Origin of the sequence: Slackia equolifaciens (genome assembly GCF_003725995.1) — a bacterium.
GTDB lineage: Bacteria > Actinomycetota > Coriobacteriia > Coriobacteriales > Eggerthellaceae > Slackia > Slackia equolifaciens.
This window is the reverse complement of the sequence record NZ_QIBX01000028.1, coordinates 1-17,093: the sequence shown is the minus strand read 5'-3', so window position 1 is coordinate 17,093 and position 17,093 is coordinate 1. Positions and strand designations below refer to the sequence as shown.

Sequence of the window (17,093 nt, the reverse complement as noted above, 5' to 3'; positions counted from 1 at the left end):
TAACGAGGGCCGGATCAAGGAGTCGCTCGGGTGGCTGAGCCCGAAGGCGTACAGGGAGTCGCTGGGCCTGGCGGCCTAGCACGAACGAACGGCCCGCCCCGCCTTCCAGGATTTCTGCCGCACCCCCGCTTCACCGTAAAAATGACGTCCTTTGATGCCGATTCACCGTCAGAAGACCCCTAGGGCAATGTGCGACGGCGGCACAGGAGTTTACGCATAGAGGTTGGCGTAGGGGCGCGAGCTTGCCGGGCGCAGACGAACGAATCCCTCGCCGCTCGCATCAACGGGCCCGCCCAGCTCATCTGCGAACGCATCGTTGTATTCGCCCAAAAGACGCGCAATCACGGCCCGATCGCAATCTTCCAGCGGCTCTTGCACCAAGCCTTCGGGAATATCGCATTCATCCAGCTCATGACGCAGATACATCACGCCGCCGTGCATACCCGTAGCGAGATACGGCCCCGCATGGCCCATGAGAACGATCACGCCACCCGCCATGTACTCGCCTAGGAAGCTGCCCGCATTGCCGCCGATGACGATAGACGGGCATTTGTCCTGATATTGCTTCATGTGTATGCCAACACGCCATCCGCAGTCATCGCGCACGAGAATACGCCCGCCGCGCATGCCATAGCCTGCGGCGTCGCCCACGCGCCCATGGATCACTATATCGCCATCGTTCATGGTGTTGGCAACCTGATCTTGGGCGTTGCCGAACACCTCGATGCGGCCGCCGTCCATGTAACACGCCATGTCGTTTCCGGGCACGCCGTGGATTTCGAGCCGTTTGCCCGCCGGCATGCCGCAACCCAAATAGCGCTGAGCAAACACTTCGCGAAGCTCCACCGTGTCGGCGGCATCGAGCGCCTCGCGCACCGCCTCATTGGCCTCTTTGAAATGGACGGTGCCTAACGTGACAACCATCTTGCCTTGTTCTTTGGACGCCATCATGCAAAATCACCTTCTTCGGAAGCTCGCCCGGAAAGGAGCTCGCTGCGCCTTTGCCGCGACTTTGAGCTGGTGTCAGGGTCGGAACCGGAGCCCGAACCGGAGCTGGAATCGGGATTGGGGTCGGCGCCAGAATCAGAGCTGGAAACAGGATCGGAATCGGCGCTGGCCCCGGAATCGAAAGCGGCGCCGACCCCGGAATCGAAAGCGACACCACGACCGGCGCAGCAATCAGGGCCGGTTCCAAAATCGGTGCCGGAGCCTGAATCGGTGCCGGAATCGGGGCGCACGCCGGGATCGCATGACCAGCCGAATTCGTCCAGCGTTCCGGGGTATCCCTTGTGCAGCCGTCGCCAACGCACATCCTCGGAGAAATCGAGGTTGCCCACGGGGCGCGAGAAGACGTCGCCTTCCAAGGAGGACAAAGGAACCTCGTCCTCAATCATCGACGTATATACGCCCGCATCGTCGGGACGGTTGAGCAGCACATAACCCACCAATGCTCCGCCGCGCACAACGAACTTGGCATATTCGTCACCCTCGACGAACGTATGGACCTCGCATCCGTCGCCTTCGGACGGGTTGATAATCCCCGACGTCAGTAGCGAAATGTCGAAGAAATCGACAGCGTTTACCGCAAAGGAGTCAACGAAATCGGGGGCATCAGGCACGCCTGCCATATGCAGCGCGGCGATGCGGCCCTGATGCACGGCGTTGGGCCACAGCGCAAGCGGACGCTGCGCCCCGGTGAGCCTATCACTCACCTGCGTCACGTCGCCCGCGGCGTACACGTCGGGCAGCGTGGTTTGGAGGTCGCGACCCACCACGAGGCCGCGCCCCTGCTCGGCGCCCGCATCCACGGCGAGGCTCGACGCGGGGCGCACACCCACGGCCATCACCACCATGTCGCACGGCAAATCCGACCCATCGGTCAGATGCGCGCTCACCACACGGTCGCCCTCTCCCACGAGCGCCTCGGCGCTCATCCCCGGACGGCACACGATGCCATGCGGCTCGAGCAGACGCTGAACGATGCCCGCCCCTTCCTCATCGAGAACCGCGGGCAGAATGCGGTTGTTGTGCTCGAACACGACCACTTCATCCACGTGATGGGACAAAGCCTCGGCAGCCTTCGCGCCGATAAGCCCGCCCCCGATGACGATGACGCGGCTCTCGCACCCCTCGTCGTGGGCGCGCCTGGTCGACTCCACAGCATCCTCCCAGGCGCCCAGCGCATCGTCGAGCGTCATGAACCGATGCACGTTGGCGCGACCCTCCATGCCTTCGATATGCGGCACGAACGCCACGCTGCCCGTAGCAAGCAGGCATTTTCCATACCTAATCACCGTGCCGTCGGCGCAGGCCGCCTCATGCGCCTCAGGGTCGATCGAGACGACCTTGCACGCAGCACCGAACAGGGTGGCAATGCGGTTGCGGTCGTAGAATCCCGCATCGCGGTATCCCACACGATCGATGGAGGTCTTCCCCTCGAGCAGGTACGAAATAAGCGGCCTTCCGTACGCAGCGTACGGCTCGTCGGAAACCATGAGGATGGACGCCTCGCCGTCGCACGCCCGCAAGGTTTCGGCAGCAGCCACACCGGCGGCGGAATTGCCGATGATGAGATAATCGGCCTCAAGTCGCCCGTCATTTGCAACGGGGCAGGCAATGGCAGAGGGCCTAGCATAGGCGTCACCTGCAGAAGGGATAGAGGCGGTGGGCGCTACGAGGCCGAAAGCAGCGCGACGCTCGTACCCCTGGGAGCGAATCGTATCTTGAGCCATGCTAGCACCCCTCGCTTTCCACATAGATGAGAGCCCGGTTGGGGCACGCCGCAACGCAACGGGGCTCGCCCGGCTCGCCGGCACCGTCGCCGCACAGGTCGCACTTGATGGCGATCGCCTTGACGCCCGCGGGTTCAACCCGCACGCAGCCGAATGGACACATCGATACGCACGTGCGGCATCCCACGCATTTATCGGGGTCGGACGTGACCACGCCCGTAACGGGATCCTTCCGCATCGCGCCCGAGATACATCCCTCGACGCACTTGGGGTGGGCGCAGTGGCGGCAGTTCACCGCCACCGAACGCATGAGCCCGCCCTCCACGCGCACGCGCTCGAAGGCGGTCTCGTCTTCGAGCTGGTACGCCTTGACCGCATCCCGGTAGCTGGAATGGAACGCCTTGCACGCCACCTCGCAGCGCTTGCAGTCGATGCACCAGTTCTCTATCGCGTAAATCCTCTTCATGCGCCTCACTGCTCCCCCGCGTATTTGACGCCCAGAATCTCGAGCTCTTTCTCGTTGAGGCCCACGCCGCGCAGCATCAGCCGGTTGCCGCGCAGGCTGTCGATGGCGTTGATGCCCATGCCGCCCATGATCTCTTTGATCTCGTGCGTCCAAGCGTGCACCAGGTTCACCACGCGTTCGGCCGCGATTTCGGGATTCAGACGACGCGTGAGGTCCTCGCGCTGCGTGGCGATGCCCCAGTTGCACCTTCCGCTCGCGCAGTCCTGGCACTGATGGCATCCCAAAGCGATAAGCGCCGCCGAAGCGCAGTACACGGCATCGGCGCCGAGGGCGATCGCGCGCACCACGTCGGCGGACGAACGCATCGACCCTGCCGCCACCAGGCTCACGCGGCTCCTTATGCCCTCGTCGCGCAAGCGCGCATCCACGCTTGCCAGCGCCAGCTCGATGGGAATGCCCACGTTGTCACGGATGCGTTTGGGCGCCGCGCCCGTGCCGCCGCGGAAGCCGTCAACCACGATCACATCGGCGCCGGCACGAGCCATGCCGCTCGCGATGGCGGCCACGTTGTGCACCGCCGCGATCTTCACCGCCACAGGCTTGGTGTAGCGCGTGGCCTCCTTAAGCGAGAACACCAGCTGACGCAGGTCCTCGATGGAGTAGATATCGTGATGGGGCGCCGGGCTGATGGCATCGGTGCCCTGCGGAATCATACGCGTGCGGCTCACCTCGGCGTTTATCTTCTCGCCCGGCAGATGCCCGCCGATACCCGGCTTGGCGCCCTGTCCGATTTTTATCTCAATCATCGCCGCCGTCTCAAGGTAATGCATGTCGACGCCGAAGCGGCCGGACGCAACCTGCACAACCGCACGGTCGCCGAACCTCTCAAGATCGGCATGCAAACCGCCCTCGCCGCAGTTGAAGTAGGTGCCCAGCTCCTGCGCCGCCATCGCGAGCGCCTTCTGGGCATTGAGAGAGATGGACCCAAAGCTCATGGCCGAAAACATAATGGGCACGTCGAGCTTGATGCGAGGAGGCATGGGAGAGACGACCGTGCGGTCCCGCTCGTTCACCTTGAGCGCGCCGGGGCGACCGCCCAAAAACACGCGCGTCTCCATGGGCTCGCGCAAAGGGTCGATAGAGGGGTTGGTAACCTGGCTGGCATTGAGCAGAAGGTGATCCCAGTAGATGGGATAGTGCTGCGGGTTGCCCATGGACGAAAGCAGCACCGCGCCGGTTTGCGCCTGGCGCGCGATATCCTGCATCGCGGAAAGCGTCCAGTTGTTGGAGCCGTTGCCCACCTGCGGCCATTCCACGATAGAAAGGGCGCGCGTGGGGCACATGACCACACAGCGCTGACAGTTCACGCACTTCATATGATCGGCGACAACCCGCCCCAGGTCGTTGTCAACGCGGTGCACTTCGTTTGCGCACGAGCGCTCGCACACGCCGCACTTGATGCACTGATCGGCGTCGCGCAGCACTTTATAGCGCGGATACACGTAATCCAGCATGCCTTAGGCCTCCCCTCGTTTGTTCTCGGCCGGCATTACGCCCGTGAACTGGACCGACGGTTTCAAATCGGGTTGGTTTTCGAACGACGCCGCTGCCTTTTTGCGCGCTACCTCGTCAAGCTGCACCACAAACGGCACGCCGCCCTCAATGGAACGCACGTTTTCAACGTCGGGGCACACCAGTTCGATGGACGCCTGCTCGCTCGCCAGGTACACCATGGAGCCCTTCTCGCCCACCATGAGAGCGCGCAGCTTCAGGCGGTCGTTTAAAGCCAAAAGACCCTCTTCGGATCCCAGGATGACCGAAAAAGGCCCGTTTACCAGGCAATCGGAATAGGTGCAGCGCAGCGCCGTCTCAAAGGCGCCCAGAGAAGGCTCCATGCGATCTATGGCGTCCCACGACGGCGCCGCCATGATGTGCGCCGCCATTTCCTGCGAAAAGCCGTGGCGACGAACCAGCAGGTCGAACAGATAGGTAATCACCTCGGTGTCGGTCTGCAGAGCGCAGTCGTAGCCGAACTGCTCCACGTAGCGGCGATTGGTGTCGTAGCTTGAGATCTCGCCGTTGTGCACGATCGACCAGTTGAGGAGCGTGAACGGATGCGCGCCGCCCCACCAGCCGGGCGTGTTGGTGGGAAACCTCCCGTGAGCCGTCCACAGCCATGCCTTGTACTCGTCGATGCGGTAGTACTCGCCGATCTCCTCCGGATACCCCACGCCTTTGAACGCCCCCATGTTCTTGCCCGACGACGCCACGAAAGCGCCGTTGATGCGTGCGTTTATATGAAACACGCACTGCATGGTGTATTCGGCCTCGTCGAATTCGCCGAACTCAAGGTCGTGGCGAGACGGATGCGGCGTGAGAAAATACCGCCACGAATCGGGAGGGTTCTTGATTCCCTTCACGGGCGTGGTAGGAATGCGCTCCTGTTTCTCGCACAGGAAATGCTCGTTCAGGTAGCTCTCGGTGGCCATGCGCGCTTCGTGGCTCTCGTACAGAACATGAAACGCGTACAGCTCGGCATACTCGGGGTAGATGCCGTAAGCCGCAAAGCCGCCGCCTAGGCCATTCGAGCGATCGTGCATGAGCGCAATCGAGCGGCAGATGTCTTTGCCGTTGTGGCGCGCGCCGGTGCGGTCCATGATCGCGGCGATCGCGCACCCGGAGGGAATGCGAACCTCCCCCTCGCGCAAGCCCCTTCGCGGACTTCCCGCCTGCTGCCAGTCACCCATAGACGGCCTCCTCTTCATATGCTCATCGGCACGCGACACGTTGGATGAGCCGGAAGCCGGTCGTGTCGTGCACCCCATGTACCACTCAGCTTCTCGTGAAATTTCCTCGAGAAGAAAAGGCGCCCGGCCATCCCGTCCTACGCCCCGGGAGGCCAAGCGCTTGCATAAAAGATTACGATACGTACGTTAGGAGCGTGTGTCCGCATGGTTTCGTCACCATGAAAAGGAGGTTTCAAGAGCGTGGCGAATCGGTTTCGAGCAGAAAGCGAAATGGTTTCAAACGCGAGGCGAAATGGTTTCAAACGCATGAACGCCCACGTAAAAAGAGCCGCGGCAAAGCCGTGGCCCTTATGCGATCGTATTCGATTGGTCGGCTAGCACGCTCCGGCAACCCAAACGGCCGCACGTAAAGCGCAGAGCTCGTTAGTCGTCCACACCCATACGCTGCTCGAGGTCGTCTTCGGCGCGATCGAGCACCTCGTCGATGGCGTCCTCCTGCTTTTCGAGCGCGAACACGTCTTCGCGCGTGAGGGAGCCCTGAGCGTATGCCGCTTCGATGGCGTCGTCCAGGCGGCTCAGCTCGTTGTCGAGCTCCTCAAGCGGCGCCTTTGCGTCGAAGTACGCCTGGGTGCGATCGGCCGCATTGGAGGGAACCGACACCTTGCCCGCAGTGGCGGCGGCGTCATCGGCGCGCTTGGCAAAATCATCCATCTGGGCGGTGAACTCATCGGCGGACGCGGAGCTCGCGTCGCTCTTCGCGGCGTCGTCAGCCTTGGCGGCGTCGTCGGTCGCGTCGGCGGATTCGGAAGAAGCGGCGTCGTCGGATGCGGCCGAGGAGTTCTGGTTGGCCTCGAGCTCGTCGATCTGCGCCTGCATCTCGTCGAGCTTAGCGAGCACCTCGTCGTTGTTGTTTTGCGGAGCAGTGCAGCCGGTCAAGGCGGCGCCTCCTACAGCAAGGACGAGGGCCATGATCAAAACGGGAGTTGAACGACGCATCTTCATCGTGGTGCCTCCTCTTCTGCACGCGTGTTCCGCGAAGCCGCGAATCTCCTGCGATGCCGCAGCTGCCTGCGCCCGGCCACGTTCCTTCCGCCGAACATGCGCCCATTCTAGAGAAAACCTTAACAAAAATGGTTGCAGAGCGGTAACAATTAACCAACGGCTCGTTGCCGAAGGTAACGGGATGATGACGGGATATGCACGAGGACAACGAGGGTCCCAAAGGCTGCCGCGATACAACCTAGGGCGTTTCCCATTCGCACGGATAAAGATTCAGGAAGGCATGCGGACTTCCCTCCGAGGTTCGCCGCAAAACCATCTCGGACATCAAAAAATCGCAGTACAATAAGCAGCACGCAGCAACACCCCGCGAAGGAGAATACCATGCCAACACGCCAACCCCCTCCCGATAATTTAGCCCCTCACCAGCAAGACGCAATCGACACCCTTAACACGCTGCAGCAAGAATTGTGGGACTCCCCTTGGCAAGTTGCCAAAACCAGAGAGAGCGTCAAGCGCACCCTAAAAAGATACGAGGAGGCGAAGGAGGGCAAGCCCATCTCCGAGAATGCCGAAAGCAATTCGGAAAGAATCACCGAACTGATGCAGGTATACGATGAGCACGGAATAGAAAAGATTGTCGAGATAATAGCCAACGACCCGCAAGATGAATCCCCGCAGGCAAAATCGAAAAGAAGTTCCGCCAAAGCCGTGAGCAAGCACCTTTCGGGCACGGGCAGAAATCAGAAACCTAGCAACAACCATGCACCTTCCAACTCCGACGAAGAGGCATCGTCCTCCGATTCCAAAAAGGAGAACCCTTCCTCCGGTTCTTCCAAAAAGAAAACGTCGCACGACTCTTCCCTGTTCAAACGCAAGGAATCGAAAGACCCCAAGCCGAAGCTGAAGGCTCCAGAGCCCGGAAGCGACTGGGCGAAGGCTATCGCCATTCGCGCCCTAGCCCCCATCGCAATCGCCGGCGTTATCTCTTTCTTCGCTCTCGGAGAGACGGAATACGTGCGCTTCGGAGTCTTCGTTCCGGCGATTGCCATCGCCGTTTGGTTGGTGCTCCACTGGTATCTCAAGCAGTGGAAAGATGCCCAGAACTCGAGCATGCTCTTTATCAAGCAGTGGGAAAACGCGCATAACGTGGGCGTATACCCCATCGTGCGTGCGGTGTGCCACGTGCGCTATCTGATCATGCTGTACGCGTTTTGCGTCGTGTTCGCCTATATCGTTATCGGACAGCAAAGCGGTGGCGCCCAGGCGTTCGATCCTCTCATGATTCTGTCGGACGCGTGGGGAGTGTTCGTCCATACCGGGCTAATGCAGACCGCCGCCCTGTTCATACTCGTTGGCATTGCCAACTCCTTCTACATCTATTGGTCAAAGGGAATGGAAGAAACCGAGGCGCTGTGGTGGCTCGGTGCCGTCGTTCGCATCGTGCGCGTGTTCCTGTACATTCTTGCGTTCATTGGTTTGCTCAGCGCACTTTCTTTGCTCGGTTGGATCTGGTACGCAATCTTCGAGGACGGATCCATGTCCACGCTCGCAGCCGCCTCCGATACGGCGAATATCTGGGCACCCCGCGCCATGCTCATGACACAGCATTTTGTAGAAGTCGGCGCCGCCCAGATCGTGCTCGCGATGCTCGTGGTGAGCACGCTGTGGAAACGGCTCCACGCATGGTGCAAATCGAAGCGCGAGGAAATCGACATGAACGCAGGCGACAGCAAGACCGATGGTAAGAATTCCAAATCCAGTCTCTCCGGCGTCGCCCCCGAGCTGATCGACGAAATCGGATTCGTCGTCAGGATAATCGTGCTCGTCATTCTTGCGGTGATGCTTTTCTTCGCGGTCTTCTCGCTCGTCAACGCAGGCGAGGAACGGCTTGACCTCTTCGGAGCTCTCTGGGGTGCGCTTTTCAAATCGAGCGTCGGATTGCCCGTTGCTGCGGTTTTGCTCATCGCGGGCACCGCGCTCAATTGCGTGGTGGGATTCTGGCACAAGGCAACCGAGAGAAAGCACGGCGCTCTTAACTCCCTAGGCAAATTCGCCTCGTACGCCATGATTGCCGCCTCTGCGGGGTTCGCCGTCTACGCGTTCGTTATGGCAGAGATGCAAACCGGATACTTCTCGAGCCTGCCCGAAACTATGACGGCATGCGTCGAGAGGGCGTCATACAGCCCGTGGGCGGAATACATCGTGGAGCTGTGGAGGTTCGCCGGGGTCATCGCGGTTGCGGCGGTCATCATCGTCATCGCCGTCATCTACTTCGCCTACGACAACGCGCACTCCTCCGACTACGTAGGCGGCAGCTACGTTTATGGCGGAGGCTACAACCCTGGCGGCGCAAGCAGCTTTGGGGGCGGCGCAAGCAGCAGCGCTGGCGGAAGCTTCTGGCGCGGAAACTCGACAGGAGGAAGTTTCTTGGGCGGCGGCTCAAGCGCCAACACGCAGGTCAATGACAAATACGGGCGCAAGATCGCAGAAGTGGACCGCTCGGGCATCTTCAGTCCCACCGTCGTGCGCGACAAGCACGGCGCCAAAATGGGTACCGTGCATGAAAGCAGCTTCGGCGGCCGCACGAAGGTTTCCATCGGAGACGACACCTACGAAGTGCGCGATGCGTTCTTCGGAAGCGACAAGGTGGTCATGAAAGACGGCAAGGAGGTCGGCCGCCTCGACAGCGACGGCACCTTCCGCAAGCACTGGTAGCCCGCATGGCACTCCGGTGCGACTGGCGCGCGCCTTTCCACGCGCATCAAGCGCGGTCGATAAACGTATCGCCTACGGAGTGCGCCAGTCGCACGGGTAGGGGTCGAGGCAAGCGCGCAAGCCCTCCGCGATGATGAGGAGCCCGTTTTCGAACGAGGATGCCGAATAGCCCGCGGCGGTGGTTCGACGCCAATGCTCGTTGGGAACGGGCGGCGGCGCTTGATGGGTGCGGCCGGTGAGCATGCCTGGCACGCGCGAGGTAACCGCCAGGCGCTTGGACGCATCGGCAGGATGGGCGGGCGCGGCCGAATGAGTGGATGCCGAGGCATCGCCCGTGCCGGCCCTCCCCTTGCGGCCCGTAGCGGCCTGGGAGCCGTCGCCGTCATGCACGCGCTCTACCAGCTGCCCCGAGCGCAGCATGAAGCCCGCGAAGAATGCATCCGCCGCTATGGTCAGCTGGATAGCGATTTCCTCCGGCATGCCCTGCGCCAAGAACAGCGCTCGAAGGCGCATCAGGTACGGCTCCAGTCCCGCGCCCACTGCGGGATCGTTCGTGAGCGCCGCGATGCGCGGATGTTGCATGCATGCATTGCGGAGCGCGCGCATGCAGCGGATGAGCGTGTCATCCCAGCGCTCCCCCGGACGCGGACGCGCGTCCACCGTGGAGAGGAACGCAACGCACGCCTCATTGAGCAAAGCATCGCGCGACGGAACATATGAGTAGAGCGCCATGGCGGTCACGCCCACGCGCGTTGCCACGTTGCGCATCGAGCATGCATCTACCCCCTCCTGCTCGATCAAGCGCATCGCTTCGCGCACCACTTCCTCTTTGGTGAGCGTGCCTTTCGCGCGCCGGGTTGCGTTCTTGGCCGGCTTAGATTCTTGCCGCCCCGGCTTAGCTTCTTGTTGCCCCATCGGATGCCGCCCTCCTTTTGCACCTAATCAGGCCACGTCCTGCCCACGTCGCGCCTTTTGAAGATTTCTCTCATATTATACACCGTATATATTCTACTATACAATGTATAGAATACCTGTCATCTGGGATTACATAAAAACGTTGGATGAAGTGTCTCCGGATCCCCTGCATTCAAGTGCCCGCGCTATATGCAGGGTGCACCCTCTTCTTTCCCCCATGCACCGCCATCGAACTTCTCGTATCGCACGCGCACATTTTGTCGTGCGCGCGTATTTAAGAGGTTTTTGTCGTTCACCGAATCCGAATTGGATTTATTGTTGCAATTAATACAACATAGTGTTCAAATAACCAATTGATACAGACACGATGCCCCTATTGCGGGCACACGCTGAGCGCATGCATATAGTTCTTAGAGGAGTTCCATGAGTACTCAACCCCCTGCCTCCATCGACCTTGGCATCGACATCGGATCCACCACGACCAAATACGTGGTGCTCGATACCGCCACGGGTGCGCGCCTGGCTTCGGGATACAAACGCCACAATGCCCGCCAGGCTGAAAGCGTCGCCCATGTGCTGGACGAGGTGCGCTCCGCCTTCCCCGCCGCTACCGTACGCGCCGCAGTCACCGGATCGGGTTCGGCCCACATCGCTCAGGCGCTTGGCGCTCCCTACATCCAAGAGGTGGTAGCCAACGCCGTAGCCGTGCAGAAGCTCTACCCGCAAACGCGCTGTGCCATCGAGCTGGGCGGCCAGGACGCCAAGATGGTGTTCTTCCGCCAGGACCCCGCAAGCGGCCGCCTCGATGTGGCAGACATGCGCATGAACGGCAGCTGCGCGGGCGGAACGGGAGCCTTCATCGACGAAATCGCCACGCTGCTCAAGGTGCCCACCGAAGAATTCGATTCGCTGGCATCGCAGGGCAAGGCCGTCTACGACATCTCCGGCCGCTGCGGCGTGTATGCCAAAACCGATATCCAGCCCCTCCTTAATCAAGGCGTGCCGCGCGAAGACATCGCGCTCTCATCGCTGCATGCCATCGCCAAGCAGACCATCGGCGGCCTGGCGCAGGGCCTCGACATCGAGCCGCCCGTCATCTTCGAGGGCGGCCCGCTCACGTTCAACCCCACGCTCGTACGCGTGTTCTGCGAACGTCTGAACCTCACCGACGAGCAAGCCATCCGCCCCGAGCACCCCGAGACCATCGTGGCCCTGGGCACGGCGTACTCGCTCTCGGGCATGTTCGCAGACGCGCAGCCCATCGACATCGAAGCGGCCAAGGCCACCCTCGCCGAGCGCCCCCAGGGCGACGGCACCACGGGCGCAGCGCCGCTGTTCGCCTCCGCAGCCGAACGCGCCGAGTTCGAAGAGCGCCACGCCAAGGAGAGACGTCCCCATGCGCCCAAGCCCCAGCCAGGTGATGTGCTGCGCTGTTACTTGGGAATAGACTCGGGCAGCACCACCACCAAGTTCGCGCTCATCAACGAGCAGGGCGAGCTCGTGGACGAGTTCTATGCCCCCAACGAAGGCCAGCCGCTCGACGTGGCGCGCGACGCGCTCATCGAGATGCGCGACCGCTACGCCGCCCACAGCGTGACGCTCACCATCATCGCATGCGGCACCACCGGCTACGGCGAGCTCATGTTCAGCCAGGCCCTCCACGCCGATTACCACACCGTTGAAACCGTGGCCCACGCCGCGGCCGCCACCGCCTACGTGCCCGATGCCAGCTTCATCCTGGACATCGGCGGGCAGGACATGAAGGCCATCTGGCTCGACGACGGCATCATCTCGGATATCGTGGTCAACGAAGCGTGCTCTTCGGGCTGCGGCAGCTTTTTGGAGAACTTCGCCTCAACATTGGGCATCCCCACGCGCGAGATTGCCCAGGCGGCGTTCGAATCGCAATCGCCCGCGCAGCTGGGCAGCCGCTGCACCGTGTTCATGAACAGCTCCATCGTGAGCGAGCAGCGCAACGGCCGCACGCCTGAGGACATCATGGCGGGGCTCTGCCGCTCCATCATCGAAAACGTGTTCACCAAGGTGGTGCGCATCCCCAACACCGATATCCTGGGCGACAAGGTGATCGTGCAGGGCGGCACCTTCAACAACGATGCCGTGCTGCGCGCGCTTGAGCTCTACATTGGCAAGAACGTGATTCGCGCGCCCTTCCCCGGGCTCATGGGCGCCATCGGCGCTGCGCTTCTGACCAAACGCTTCGTGGAGAAAAACGGCGGCCCCGACGCCTACACCACCACGTTCATCGGCCTGCACGCGCTGGACGATTTCTTCTACACACAGCAGTCCAACCTGCCCTGCCCGTTCTGCGCCAACCACTGCAACCGCACGCTGGTCACGTTCTCCGACGGCACGCAATGGGTCACGGGTAACCGCTGCCCGCGCGGCGAGGTGATCGGCGACCCCAAAGATGCCGCCGTGCGCGATGCCGCCAAGGCGGCCATGGACCAGCGCTTCAGCGCCCCGAACCTCTTCGACACGCGCCGCGAGCTGCTGTTTGCTAACTACGATGCGCCCCGGCTGTGCGAGCCGCGCGACATCACCATCGGCCTGCCGCGCGTGTTGAGCTTCTGGGATACGATGCCGTTTTGGACCACCTTCTGGAAGAGCCTCGGCTTTGGCGTGAAGCTCTCGCGCGAAAGCACGCGTGCGCTCTTCGAGAGCGGCCTGCCCTCGGTTACCTCCGACACGGTGTGCTTCCCCGCCAAGCTTGTGCATGGGCACATCCGCGACCTTGCGCGCGCCGGCGTGGATCGCATCTTCATGCCCATCATCACCACCGTGCCCTCCGAGAACATGCAGGAATCGAGCGAGTCGATGTGCGCCGTGGTGAAGGGCTACCCCATGGTGATTCGCAACTCCGACAACCCGCAGCGCCGCTTTGGCGTGGAGTTCGACGACCCGCTGTTCCACTGGTACACCGACGCCGACCGCGAGCGCCAGCTTGTAGGCTGGATGCAGGAGACGTTCGGCGTGGCGCCCGAGCTCACCAAGCGTGCGATCGAAGCGGCCGACGCCGCGCAGAAATCGTTCAAGGGTCAGCTGCTCGAGGCCGGCGGCAAGGCCATCGCCGACACCAAGGCGCACGGCCGCTATGCCGTGGTGCTGGCGAGCCGCCCCTACCACAACGATTCACTCGTGAACCACGAGCTGCCCGAGATGTTCGCCGAGATGGGCCTACCGGTGCTGCCGCCCGATGCCGTGCCGGGCGCCACCGAGGTGGACCTGCACAACAGTCGCTTGGATATCGTAAATAATTACCACGCCCGCATGCTGGGCTGTGCCGTGCTGGCCGCTCAGCGCGATGAACTGGAGTTCGTGCAGCTCGTGAGCTTCGGCTGCGGCCATGACGCGTACCTCTCCGACGAAATCGTGCGCATCATGCGCGAGGTTTCGGGCAAGACGCCGCTCATCCTCAAGGTGGACGAGAGCGACGTGCAGGGGCCGCTGCGCATCCGCGTGCGCTCCTTCGTGGAGACGGTTGACATGCGCCGCGAGATGGAGACGCAGGAGACACTCCAAGCCGGCGCGGGCGATGCCGGCGCAGCCGAACAAGCTGCTGCAGATGACAAATCTGGGCGAGCCGCCGCAACCGACGAAGCCGGGCGAGCTACCGCAGCGGCCGACGCTGCCGCGCACTCGGGCAACGAGCCCGGTTCCGCATCCGCGAGCGCCCCCACGCATGAGACCCACGAGCTGGCCGACCCCTACCCCGTCAAATTCACCAAGGCCGACCGCGCCGACAAGGTGGTGCTGATGCCCAACACCTCGCACGCGTTCAGCCGCCTGATGGCGAGCGCGTTCGCCAAGCAGGGCATCCGCACGGTGCCGCTGCCCATCGGCCGCGAGGAGGCCATCCGTCTGGGCAAGAAATACGTGCACAACGACATCTGCTTCCCGGCACAGATCGTGATCGGCGAGGCGCTGGCCGAGCTGGAAAGCGGCAAGTACGACCTCGACCACGTTGCCGTCGCCACAGGCAAATACGTGGGCGACTGCCGACTCACGCATTACGCGGCGCTTTTGCGCAAGGCGCTCGACGACGCGGGATACGCCCAGGTGCCCATCATCACCAACGATGACACCGACACCCACAATCAGCACCCCGGTTTCAAGATGAACGCCTACACCGCCATCTGCATCGCGGGATGCCTGCCCATGATCGACGTGCTGGAAGAGCTCGTGCGCAAGATGCGCCCCTACGAGCTCGACCCCGGCGCCTCCGACGCAGCGTTCGAGTACGCAATGGACGAATTGATCGGCGGCTTGGACTCGGGCGGCCTGCGCGGCGCTCGTGCGGGCTTCTCGCGCGGCATCGAGCGCATGCGCCAGGTTCGCTACGACCGCTCCAACCCGCGCCCCACGGTGCTCATCGTGGGCGAATACCTGCTGAATTTCCATCCTGGCGCCAACCACGACGTGGAAGAATATCTGGAAAAGTGCGGTCTCGAGGTCATCGAGGCGCGCATGACCGATGTCATCCGCAAAACGTACTTCTATAAAGATGCGCAGGCCAAAGAGTTCCACGTTAGCCTGCCGGCCCAGCAAAAGGCCTGGAACGCCATCGCCAACAAGGTGTTCGACATCGCGCACGACTTCTGCGACAAAATAGCGTGCCGCCACCCGCTCTACACGCCCGCCGTGCGCATGGACGAGCTGGTTGTGGCGAGCGACCCCATCATGCACCACACCTTCGACGCGGGAGAAGGCGTGCTGATTCCCGGCGAGATCCTGCATCACGCGGAGCATGGCTGCCGCACATTCCTCATCCTGCAGCCGTTTGGATGTCTGCCCAACCATGTATGCGGCCGCGGTGTGGCGAAACGACTCAAGGAGATGTATCCCGACGCGCAGATTCTGCCCCTGGACTACGATCCCGACGTGAGCTTCGCCAACGTGGAGAACCGCCTGCAGATGCTAGTGATGAATGCGCTCGCCGGCAAAAGCGGCGCCGATGACGCCGTGCCAGCGCGTCCTTCGACGACCTCGCCTGAAGCTGCCGCAAACTCGGACGCATGCGAGTCGTGCGCCGCATGCGTCGGCGCATCCGCATGCCCCGTCGGCAGCACAACCAACCAGAACTTGGCGTAAGGAGGCGCGAGATGGCCAGACCGAAAAAAGACGCAAACTGTGTCGAGGCGCGCCAACGCATCATCGACGGGTTCTGGACGCTGCTCGAAGAGCGGCGCTTAAGCGACATTACCATCGGCATGGTGGTCGAGCAGGCCCAGTGCAATCGCGGCACGTTCTACTATCATTTCGAGAGCCTGGACGCGCTTTTGCATGAAGCCATCGAGCGCGAGCTGTTGGTTGAGCGCGACATCCCCGGCATGATCTTCGAGCTCGCCTGCGGCATCGAAGACTCCCCTTCTCAGCGGCTGGGCGAAACGAACGAGCTGTACCGCCTCTCGCTCATAATGGACCGCGGCGGACTCGACCTGGTTGCCGAAGAGGCCAAACGTACAATCGTGGGCATGTGGACCGCCCTGCTGGTGCCGGGCCAGACGGAGCTTCCGGAGCCAACGCGCGAGGTCATCGAGTATTTCACCTCGGGCACGCTGGGACTCATCTCCTACCGCTTCGCGCGCGAGAAAGAAGGGCGGCCGGCGTCGTCGACCATCGCCACCGACGATTTTCTCAAACGCAACGCCGCATTCGTGATCGAGCAGGTGGCTCGATACCAAGGCATGACCGAAGCCGACGTGCTAGCACGGCTGCACATGGCCAGCTGCCTGATGCATCAGGCGCGAGCATAGGCCATTACAGGTGGGGCCGGCCCGATTGAGCCGTAGTCGAGGATTTCGGGTGACCCCAATCGGGCAAACGCACAACCAGCAGTTCCGGATAATCGACACGACTATCCGGAACTGCTTGCCAACCGCCCCGGATGGCCCTTTGCCCACAGCAGGCTGGGGTGCGTCAGCGCGCTCAAGCCTCGGCCGTTCGGCAGCGGCAGCGGAAAACGCCTTCGTATCTGGCCGCGGAATATATACGAATCTACGGGCAAAACCAAAAAAACGCCCTAGGGGAACGCGCGCATCTCGAGGCAAACCGCAAAATGCTCGAGCCCGATAAGCCCAGCGAAACAGAGCTTGTTTAATTGGCAGTTTTTCGAAGTATGTTATCCGATCAGGCGTCCCTTCCCCTCGGTTCTGCCAGTTATCCCAAGTATGTAATCCTCTGCACGATGTTTTTCGGGGTGGAAGGCGTGCGAAGGGCGTCAAGAAGAGGGGGAGCATCATGCTGATTCCTAAAGCGCCTGGTCACATCCTTGCGGATGCACGGGCGGGATGCGAGGAGGGGCAAACGAGTGCCCAAATTATTTGAGAATGGATTACATACTTGGATAAACTGGCAAGAAGCAATGAAAAGGGGACCGCGGACGTTTTCTTGTACATCCTACAGCACCGGATAGCCCAGCGCCGCGCGGCGCTCGTCCGGGGTGAGCCACCCGAGCTTCTGGGATATGCGCCCCTCGCGGAACCAGCGCATCCACTC

At 62.0% G+C, this 17,093-nt stretch carries 10 protein-coding genes; 3 read left to right on the top strand and 7 right to left on the bottom strand.

Annotation, left to right across the window (positions count from 1 at the left end; all coding sequences use genetic code 11):
* Positions 1-210 precede the first annotated feature (210 nt).
* The 6 genes from DMP06_RS10880 to DMP06_RS10855 form a co-directional block, all read right to left on the bottom strand.
* Positions 211-951, bottom strand: a complete 741-nt coding sequence (locus DMP06_RS10880) for a GltB/FmdC/FwdC-like GXGXG domain-containing protein (protein WP_245962498.1) — start codon at positions 949-951, stop codon at positions 211-213.
* Positions 948-2,732, bottom strand: coding sequence for an NAD(P)/FAD-dependent oxidoreductase (locus DMP06_RS10875; protein WP_161957920.1), 1,785 nt, complete (start codon positions 2,730-2,732; stop codon positions 948-950). The genes DMP06_RS10880 and DMP06_RS10875 overlap by 4 nt, the downstream gene beginning before the upstream one ends.
* A gap of 1 nt (position 2,733) precedes the next feature.
* Positions 2,734-3,198 carry a 4Fe-4S dicluster domain-containing protein gene (locus tag DMP06_RS10870; RefSeq protein ID WP_123209755.1) on the bottom strand — a complete coding sequence of 155 codons (465 nt, stop codon included), beginning with the start codon at positions 3,196-3,198 and terminating at the stop codon, positions 2,734-2,736.
* A 5-nt stretch (positions 3,199-3,203) separates the two neighbouring features.
* Positions 3,204-4,712, bottom strand: coding sequence for a glutamate synthase-related protein (locus DMP06_RS10865; RefSeq protein WP_123209754.1), 1,509 nt, complete (start codon positions 4,710-4,712; stop codon positions 3,204-3,206).
* 3 nt (positions 4,713-4,715) lie between these two features.
* Positions 4,716-5,945, bottom strand: coding sequence for a class II glutamine amidotransferase (locus DMP06_RS10860; protein ID WP_123209753.1), 1,230 nt, complete (start codon positions 5,943-5,945; stop codon positions 4,716-4,718).
* A 423-nt stretch (positions 5,946-6,368) separates the two neighbouring features.
* Positions 6,369-6,947 (bottom strand): hypothetical protein, encoded by a 579-nt coding sequence (locus tag DMP06_RS10855; protein WP_123209752.1) that lies wholly within the window; start codon positions 6,945-6,947, stop codon positions 6,369-6,371.
* A gap of 381 nt (positions 6,948-7,328) precedes the next feature.
* Between DMP06_RS10855 and DMP06_RS10850 the strand changes: the two genes are divergently transcribed.
* Positions 7,329-9,662, top strand: a complete 2,334-nt coding sequence (locus tag DMP06_RS10850) for a hypothetical protein (RefSeq protein ID WP_123209751.1) — start codon at positions 7,329-7,331, stop codon at positions 9,660-9,662.
* A gap of 72 nt (positions 9,663-9,734) precedes the next feature.
* Here the strand turns inward: DMP06_RS10850 and DMP06_RS10845 are convergent, their stop codons facing one another.
* Positions 9,735-10,577 carry a TetR/AcrR family transcriptional regulator gene (locus DMP06_RS10845; RefSeq protein WP_123209750.1) on the bottom strand — a complete coding sequence of 281 codons (843 nt, stop codon included), beginning with the start codon at positions 10,575-10,577 and terminating at the stop codon, positions 9,735-9,737.
* Positions 10,578-11,000: 423 nt separating this feature from the next.
* On the opposite strand from DMP06_RS10845, the gene DMP06_RS10840 reads away from it, so the two are divergent.
* Both DMP06_RS10840 and DMP06_RS10835 read left to right on the top strand, forming a co-directional pair.
* Entirely contained in the window at positions 11,001-15,686 is a 4,686-nt protein-coding gene (locus DMP06_RS10840; RefSeq protein WP_123209749.1) for an acyl-CoA dehydratase activase, read from the top strand.
* An 11-nt stretch (positions 15,687-15,697) separates the two neighbouring features.
* Positions 15,698-16,351 carry a TetR/AcrR family transcriptional regulator gene (locus tag DMP06_RS10835; protein ID WP_161957919.1) on the top strand — a complete coding sequence of 218 codons (654 nt, stop codon included), beginning with the start codon at positions 15,698-15,700 and terminating at the stop codon, positions 16,349-16,351.
* Positions 16,352-17,093 lie beyond the last annotated feature (742 nt).